6 protein-coding genes are annotated in these 7,253 nt (G+C 46.5%); all 6 read left to right on the forward strand.

All coding sequences use genetic code 11. The annotated features are described in order from the left end of the window. Positions 1-773: 773 nt before the first annotated feature. Genes HHO50_RS20725 through HHO50_RS20750 form a run of 6 tightly spaced genes read left to right on the forward strand, consistent with a single transcriptional unit; the run spans position 774 to position 7,153 of the window. Entirely contained in the window at positions 774-2,711 is a 1,938-nt protein-coding gene (locus HHO50_RS20725; RefSeq protein ID WP_181309060.1) for a BatA domain-containing protein, read from the forward strand. Beyond that, positions 2,695-3,975, forward strand: a complete 1,281-nt coding sequence (locus HHO50_RS20730; protein ID WP_181309061.1) for a dihydroorotase — start codon at positions 2,695-2,697, stop codon at positions 3,973-3,975. Before HHO50_RS20725 ends, HHO50_RS20730 begins: the two co-directional genes overlap by 17 nt. Before the next feature lie 11 nt (positions 3,976-3,986). Then, positions 3,987-4,505, forward strand: coding sequence for a DUF4199 domain-containing protein (locus HHO50_RS20735; RefSeq protein ID WP_181309062.1), 519 nt, complete (start codon positions 3,987-3,989; stop codon positions 4,503-4,505). A 24-nt stretch (positions 4,506-4,529) separates the two neighbouring features. Continuing rightward, the gene (locus HHO50_RS20740; protein ID WP_181309063.1) at positions 4,530-5,048 is read left to right on the forward strand and encodes a DUF4199 domain-containing protein; all 519 of its coding nucleotides are present in this window, start codon (positions 4,530-4,532) and stop codon (positions 5,046-5,048) included. An 8-nt stretch (positions 5,049-5,056) separates the two neighbouring features. Further along, positions 5,057-6,022, forward strand: a complete 966-nt coding sequence (locus HHO50_RS20745; RefSeq protein ID WP_181309064.1) for a glycosyltransferase family 2 protein — start codon at positions 5,057-5,059, stop codon at positions 6,020-6,022. 3 nt (positions 6,023-6,025) lie between these two features. Next, positions 6,026-7,153, forward strand: a complete 1,128-nt coding sequence (locus HHO50_RS20750) for a glycosyltransferase (RefSeq protein ID WP_181309065.1) — start codon at positions 6,026-6,028, stop codon at positions 7,151-7,153. Positions 7,154-7,253 lie beyond the last annotated feature (100 nt).

A 7,253-nucleotide genomic window follows, 5' to 3' on the forward strand; every position in this document is an offset into this window, starting at 1 on the left:
ACTGCGGTCACACGCGGGAGAGTAGGTAGCCGCCAACCCCCAGCAAGCCGGCCCCGCCCCTGACAAGGAGGCGGGGCCGGCCCGTTTACGCCCACCCCGAAGCGCGCGCTATGCCCGGAAGCGCCCACCCCGCTGGCTGTGGGCCTGCCGCTGCGGAAACGGGCCGGAAGCGGCAGGTTTGCCTGTGCACTGCCGCAGACATCCGCTCGCTCCGCCGCTTTCCGCCTTTTTTTATGAAAACAATTCATAAACCCTCTGCTTTTTCCAGCCTATTCATTCTGCTGATTGTAATGGTTGGGGGATGCGCATCCTGAGCACCCCCAGACCTGCCTGATGCTTCTGACCTTTAAATGCCGGGTCGCCCTCAAAGCATTTTCTTCGCTCTGCCCTTAACAGCCGCTGGGTACCACGAGTTCTTTAAATCAATTGTTTAGTGCCTTAAGGACTATCCCCGCTCGCTCTTCCCAATCTTCGGTCTTCTCCCGATAGCAGCCAATAGAGCCATTATTTCTCTATCTGTTCTTCAGCAATCCCGAACAACTTTCTTGTTAATCAAGTTAAAATGGGTTTAGCTCTCCATTAGATTTATTGAACTCCTTTATGAATAGAAGTGGTTTAATGAACGTACTCCTTGATATCGTATACTAGCAATTATGTCCAGGGTCGCAAAACACTTCCATTTGATCAAAAGAAGCAAAGACCTATACCAAACGTCTGATATATTAAGTTTTAGAAGCAAATAGTTATCTTCACGTATAACCGGGATTTACTAGATGCTGCCTCTCCTATCTGGAACTGCTATTGCTGCAGTCATTTTAATTTTTATACATTTCTTTGGGCTAAGACTCAGGCAGAGGCTTGACTTCTCTCATATTCAATTTTTAAATGCATTAATCTCAAGAACAAAGTCTGTTCGGAAAATCAATAACTACCTCCTTCTCTTCCTTAGACTTCTTTTTGTGGCGGCGGCATTGTCTGCGGTTTTATTATTCCTGAACCAGCTAAAAAATAATAGCTCCCTATCAAATAACAATGCTGTGGTGCTGGTGGATACTTCCTGGAGTATGCAGAGTCCTTCCACAAAGAACGGAATCTCTAAAGCCGACCTGACCTTAGATGTTGTTTCGGATGTTGTCCAAAACCAATCTTCCATTAATAGAAGAGGCAGTACTGCACAATCAGGATCCAGTACATCCTTTTACTTGCCACAGGAGGGAATAGATAGAATAGAAAATCAGCGTCACTCTGGTCAAACGTATTTCTTGTCAGATTTCCAGAAGTCTACCTTTTCTCCAGATATACTAAAAAGTTTACCTAGAGCCCAAGCAATAACGCTGATTTCCCTTTCGTCCGGAAATACTTCTAATTTATTCATTGATTCGGTTTGGCTGGAGCAACCTATATTGATGCCTAATTCATTGGCAGGCATCTCTATACGGGTGGCGGGTAGCAATCTGAGTGAAAGCAGTCAAATAAAAGTATCGGCCTCAGAAGGAGGACAGTTGGTAGGGGCTACGCAGGTACTTCTGGATCCTGGCCAGAAAGCCACGGCACATTTTAAGATTCCCCTTAACAGAAATGAACCGAAAGAAATCACGTTTGAAGTAGAAGATCCGGTGACCACCTTTGATAATCAGTATTTCATTGTCCTTCCTAAGCCTTCGGCAATTCAGATTAGAATGAGTCGGGCGCAGTTACAGAAAGACCCGATAGTACAGGCCTATAAAGCTGAGCCAGCGTTTACTTTTTCCCAAAAAGCCCAGGCTCCAAACAGTTTATGGGTGTTGGATATTCCAACCAGCGGTGCTTCTTCTTTAGTCAATGAAGTGAAAGCGTGGGTAGAAGATGGGAATTCAGTGGTTCTTATTCCAACAGAGGTCACGCAACAAGCCACCGTTGACTTTCTTTCCAGAATTGGGCTGAGAGACGTAAGCGTGGAAAATCAGGAGCTTGGTGCAAAACCTTTGGGACAACCTGATTTGTCAGATGCCTTTTTTAGGCAGATTTTCGAAAAAGAGGTTCAAAACATGAAAATGCCAGAAGCCAAACCGGTTTTAACCTGGCGAAGCTCGTTCCATACTATTCTCAAGTTCACTGATAACACCCCTTTTCTAAGTACTTTCAGGGTAGGAAAAGGCAACGTCCATTTATTTGCGTCTCCCATTAACAATGCATCATCGTTTGTAGCGCACCCATTGTTTGTTCCGGTGATGTATCAGGTGGCATTATCTTCCAGCACTGGCAAATCAGTTTTATCACATCAGCCTAACAGCGGGAACATCAGTATTCCGCTGGAAGATGCAGTGGCATCCAAACAACCCTATTCTCTGGTACTAGGGCAACAATCGTTTATCCCTGACCAAAGGGTGAGGCAGAATCTGCTTCAGATGAGTCTTCCTCATGAGGTGAATAAGCCTGGGTTCTACAAATTAATGCGGGAAGGCAAAGTAGTTTCTACCATTGCCATGAACATACCCAGAGCAGAATCAAGATTGGAGGGCTATTCAGTGGACGAATTAAAAGAACTACTGGCGGAGCATGGAAAGAACATTCAGGTACTGGAGCCCGAAGAAAGCATTTCGCTGCAAAAACAACTGCAAAAGGAAGCAAGCGGCCCCTCCCTTTGGAAATATTGCCTAATATTGTGTTTTCTGTGCCTCGGGCTAGAGGCAGTCATTTTAAGCACTAAAAAAAGTGGATCTCCTATTTAAAGCGGTAACCATAGTTGATGCAACTTCTGGGTTGAACGGCCAGACAGTAGACCTCCTCCTGAGGGAAGGCCGTATCCACCAAATGGCTCCTTCCATTGAGGAGGCAAATGCACAAATTATTCCCGGCCAGGGGCTGCATTGCTCTATTGGGTGGTTTGACTTAATTGCCTTTAGTGGAGAGCCCGGGTATGAGCACAGGGAAACGCTAGACAATTTTGCAAGAGCGGCGGCCTATGGGGGATTTACCGAGGTGGCGTGTTTGCCTAACGTAAACCCTATTACCCAAACCCGCGCTTCTATTGAGTTTTTCAAAAATAAGCCCATAAACGGTTTTGTCCGGTTGCATCCCTTGGCCGCGGTCAGCCATGACTTAGAGGGAAAAGACTTATCTGAGATTCTGGATCTGAAAGCGGCGGGTGCCATTGCCTTTACAGACGGTACTGTGCCGTTGCAAGCCGAAGATTCTGTATTGAAAGCGTTGGAATACCTCAAGCTTTTCGGGGGAGTTTTGATAAATCGGCCTGAAAACAAGAAAATAGCCACTGGCGGGCAAATGCACGAAGGAACCGCCAGTACGCGCTTAGGGCTCAAAGGAATTCCGGCTATAGCCGAAGAAGTACAGGTGTCCAGAGATGTACAGTTGCTGAGTTACGTGGGCGGAAGGCTGCATTTCACCCAATTGTCTACGGCGGCGGGCATCAGTTTAGTGCGGAAAGCCAAAAAACAGGGCATAAACGTCACCTGTGACGTGGCTGCCCATCAGTGCGCTTTCACAGATGAGATGATGGAGCCCTTCAACACGAATTATAAAGTAAGTCCGCCGTTCAGAAGCGAGGCAGACCGGCTGGCTATTTTGGAAGGTTTGCAGGACGGAACCATTGACACCTTGGTATCGGCCCACATGCCGTGGGATGAAGAAGCAAAAGAGCTGGAATTTGACTTAGCCGAAGCGGGCATCATAGGTTTACAGACGGCGTACGCCATCGCGAATGAAACGCTTTCTTCCCATTTGTCAAGCCAGGAGCTGATGCAGAAGCTGGCCGTTAACTCCCGAAAGATAGTAGACTTACCCATTCCTTCCTTGGCTGAAGGTGCCGTGGCTAACCTCACGTTTTTCCATCCGGCCAAAACCTGGGTGTTTGAGGAAAGCCTGAACGCCTCGGCCGCCAAGAACAGCCCTTTCTTTGGACGAGAGTTAAAAGGATGCGTGTTCGGGACGTACTTGAACGGGCAGCTTACGCGAAACCCAGCCTTCCACAACTAGAGAGACTTCAAATGTTTGACAGAGCTGTTGTAAATACCGCCATCAGGTATGGCGTAACCGGGGGGATTGTAAGTTTCGCTTTTGTGTTGATTCTCGCTTTACTGGGGTTTGAGAATCCGTATGATACTACCAGCGAGTATTCTTCTACCCTTGTTTTCGTCTCTATTTTTATATTTCTGGCCATAAAGTACTTCAAGAAGTTTCATGATACCGAACTAGGGTTCGGGAAAGCGTTTAAGGTGGGCCTGCTCACCGTCTTCTTCCTGGCCTTCACCTTCGCCCTGCTACTGTGCATCTACTCCGTTTTCGCGGGCGAAGAAATGATAAAAGAATATATTATATTGAGTCAGAAACGGATGGAGCTAACCAAGCCGGAGTTAACGCAGGTGATGGGGGAAGTAAATTACAAGAATGCTTACCAGAACTTGAACCAGCTGAACGCTTATACGCTGGCGCAAATCAGCTTTGTGAATAGAATGGTAACGGGTTTCTTTATTAGCATCGTTTTAGGCGTCTTTTTTAGAAAATAAACCAAAAACCAAAACCAATTCACCATGAATGAACAAACCGTTACTCCAGGCTCCGTAGGTGTGCGCTACGGTATTATGACCGGCTTCGCCTCCATCATTTTCAGCCTTGTGCTTTACCTTACAGGGTTGCATACCAATAAAATGGTGTCCTATTTAGGCATGATTATTCCTATTGTAGGGATTGTCATGGCTTACAATTATTTCAAAAAGGAGAATAATGGCTTTATGTCTTATGGCCAGGGCTTGGGTACCGGTACCATTTTATCGGCTGTTTCTGGGGTTTTAAGCGGAATCTTCACGTATATCTATCTAAAGTTTGTGGATGCAAACATCATTCAGCAAATCCGGAATGCGTCTATAGAGGAGATGGAAAGCAAAGGGATGAGTGATGAGCAGATAGAGCAAGCCACCAGCATGACCGAGAAATTCACTAGCCCCGAGATGATGTTGGTCATGGGTTTTATTGGTGCGATTATTTTAGGCTTCATTTTATCTCTTGTTATTGCGGCTATCATGAAGAGAAACCGTCCAGAGTTTGAGTAAGAATTTTCATGCAGAAGAGCGTAGATATTTCGGTGGTAATACCACTTCTTAACGAGGCAGAGTCACTGCCAGAACTTACCCAATGGATAAACCGTGTGATGGTATTGCACGGTTTTCTTTATGAGGTCATTTTGATTGATGATGGCAGCACAGATACTTCCTGGAAAATGATTCAGGAACTGTCTCTGCAAGACCCAAACCTCAAGGGCATCCGGTTCAACCGGAACTACGGGAAATCTGCCGCCCTCAATGTTGGCTTCAAGGAAACCCAGGGAAGAGTGGTCATCACCATGGATGCCGATTTGCAGGATAGCCCAGACGAGATTCCTGATCTCTACCGCATGATTGTGGAAGAGGGGTATGACTTGGTTTCCGGCTGGAAAAAGAAGCGCTATGATCCGTTGAGCAAAACACTGCCCACCAAGCTGTTCAACGCCGCTACCCGCAAGATCTCTAAAATAAAACTTCATGACTTTAACTGCGGGCTTAAAGCGTATGATGAGCGCGTGGTGAAAAGCATTGAAGTGTACGGCGAGATGCACCGGTATATCCCGGTTATTGCTAAGTGGAACGGTTTTGGAAAGATAGGCGAGAAAGTGGTGCAGCACCGCGAGCGGAAATACGGCACTACCAAGTTCGGCTTAGAGCGTTTCGTTTATGGGTTCCTGGACTTGATGTCTATCACGTTTGTCTCTAAATTCAGGAAGCGCCCCATGCACTTCTTCGGGAGTTTGGGTACTATCTCGTTTTTGATTGGTTTCCTGATTACTTCTTGGTTGGTGATAGAAAAGGTATACCACTCTTTTCAAAATCAGATGGTTAGGGACGTCACGGATCAACCTTTGTTCTTTCTAGCCTTGGTAGCCGTGGTGGTGGGTGTGCAGTTATTTCTGGCCGGCTTTCTGGCCGAAATGGTTTCCTTGTCTGGTAGAAGAAAAGACGAGTACCTGATTCGGGATAATATCGGTTTTTAAGCTATGGCGTATATTGTTCTTGTGGGGCCGGCCTATCCCTTTAGGGGAGGGATAGCCGCCTCTACTGAAAGCCTGGCCCGTACCTGGCAGCAGATGGGGCACCAGGTTGAAATCTACACCTTCACCACGCAGTATCCAGCCATTCTCTTTCCAGGCAAGTCTCAATTAGTAGACGGGCCGCCGCCTCAGGATCTAACTATCCACCAGGAGTTAAGCTCCATCAACCCCTTCACCTGGATTAGCCTCGGCTACAAGATCAGGAAAAAGAAACCCGATGTAGTTTTGTTCAGGTACTGGCTCCCTTTCATGAGCCCCAGTTTAGGGACAGTTGCCAGAATCATCAAGGGAAACAAGCACACGAAAGTAGTAGCTCTTACAGATAACATAGTACCGCATGAAAAACGCCCCGGCGATAAAGAACTCACCCGATTCTTTGTAGATGCCTGTGATGCGTTCGTCACCATGTCGGCTACCGTACAAGAAGAGCTAAAGCAGTTCAGCAAAACCAAACCAATCGCCTGTCAGGGACATCCCATTTATGACACGTACGGTCCCAAAGTAGAAAGAGCCGAAGCCCTGAAAGCGTTAAACTTACCTGACGGCAAGTACCTTCTATTCTTTGGCTTCATTAGACCGTACAAAGGGTTAGACCTCTTGTTAGAAGCTATGCAAGATTCTAGGCTTCGGCAAAGGGGCATCAAACTGATCGTGGCAGGGGAGTTCTATGAATCTCCAGACCTGTATACCCAACTCATAGAGGAAGGCAATTTACAGAACAGAGTGATTCTAGCCACCGAATACATTCCCCATGAAAAGGTAAAGGACTACTTTTCTGTAGCAGATTTAGTGGTGCAACCCTACAGGGATGCCTCCCAAAGCGGAGTAACCCAGATAGCCTATCACTTTGAAGTGCCCATGATTGTTACAAATGTGGGTGGTCTTAGCGAAATGATACCAGACCAGAAAGTAGGGTACGTCGTAGCGGTTGATCCAAACGCAATCGCAGATGCTATAGAAAGATTCTACAAAGAGAATAAAGCATCTGATATGATCCTGAATATAAAGGAAGAGAAACAAAAGTATACCTGGGAGGCATTAGCCGATGCTATTATAGATGTAGCTGGTATATAGGAAAGGCTTTCTTTAGTAAAAATCTCCGCAAGAAGGAACTTCCGAGTGCCTGAGATTGGTTACGTCTGAGGCTCCGGTCGGGGGCTACCAAAGACGAGGT

It is taken from the genome of Rufibacter sp. XAAS-G3-1 (assembly GCF_013623775.1).
In the GTDB taxonomy this organism is placed as follows: Bacteria; Bacteroidota; Bacteroidia; order Cytophagales; family Hymenobacteraceae; genus Nibribacter.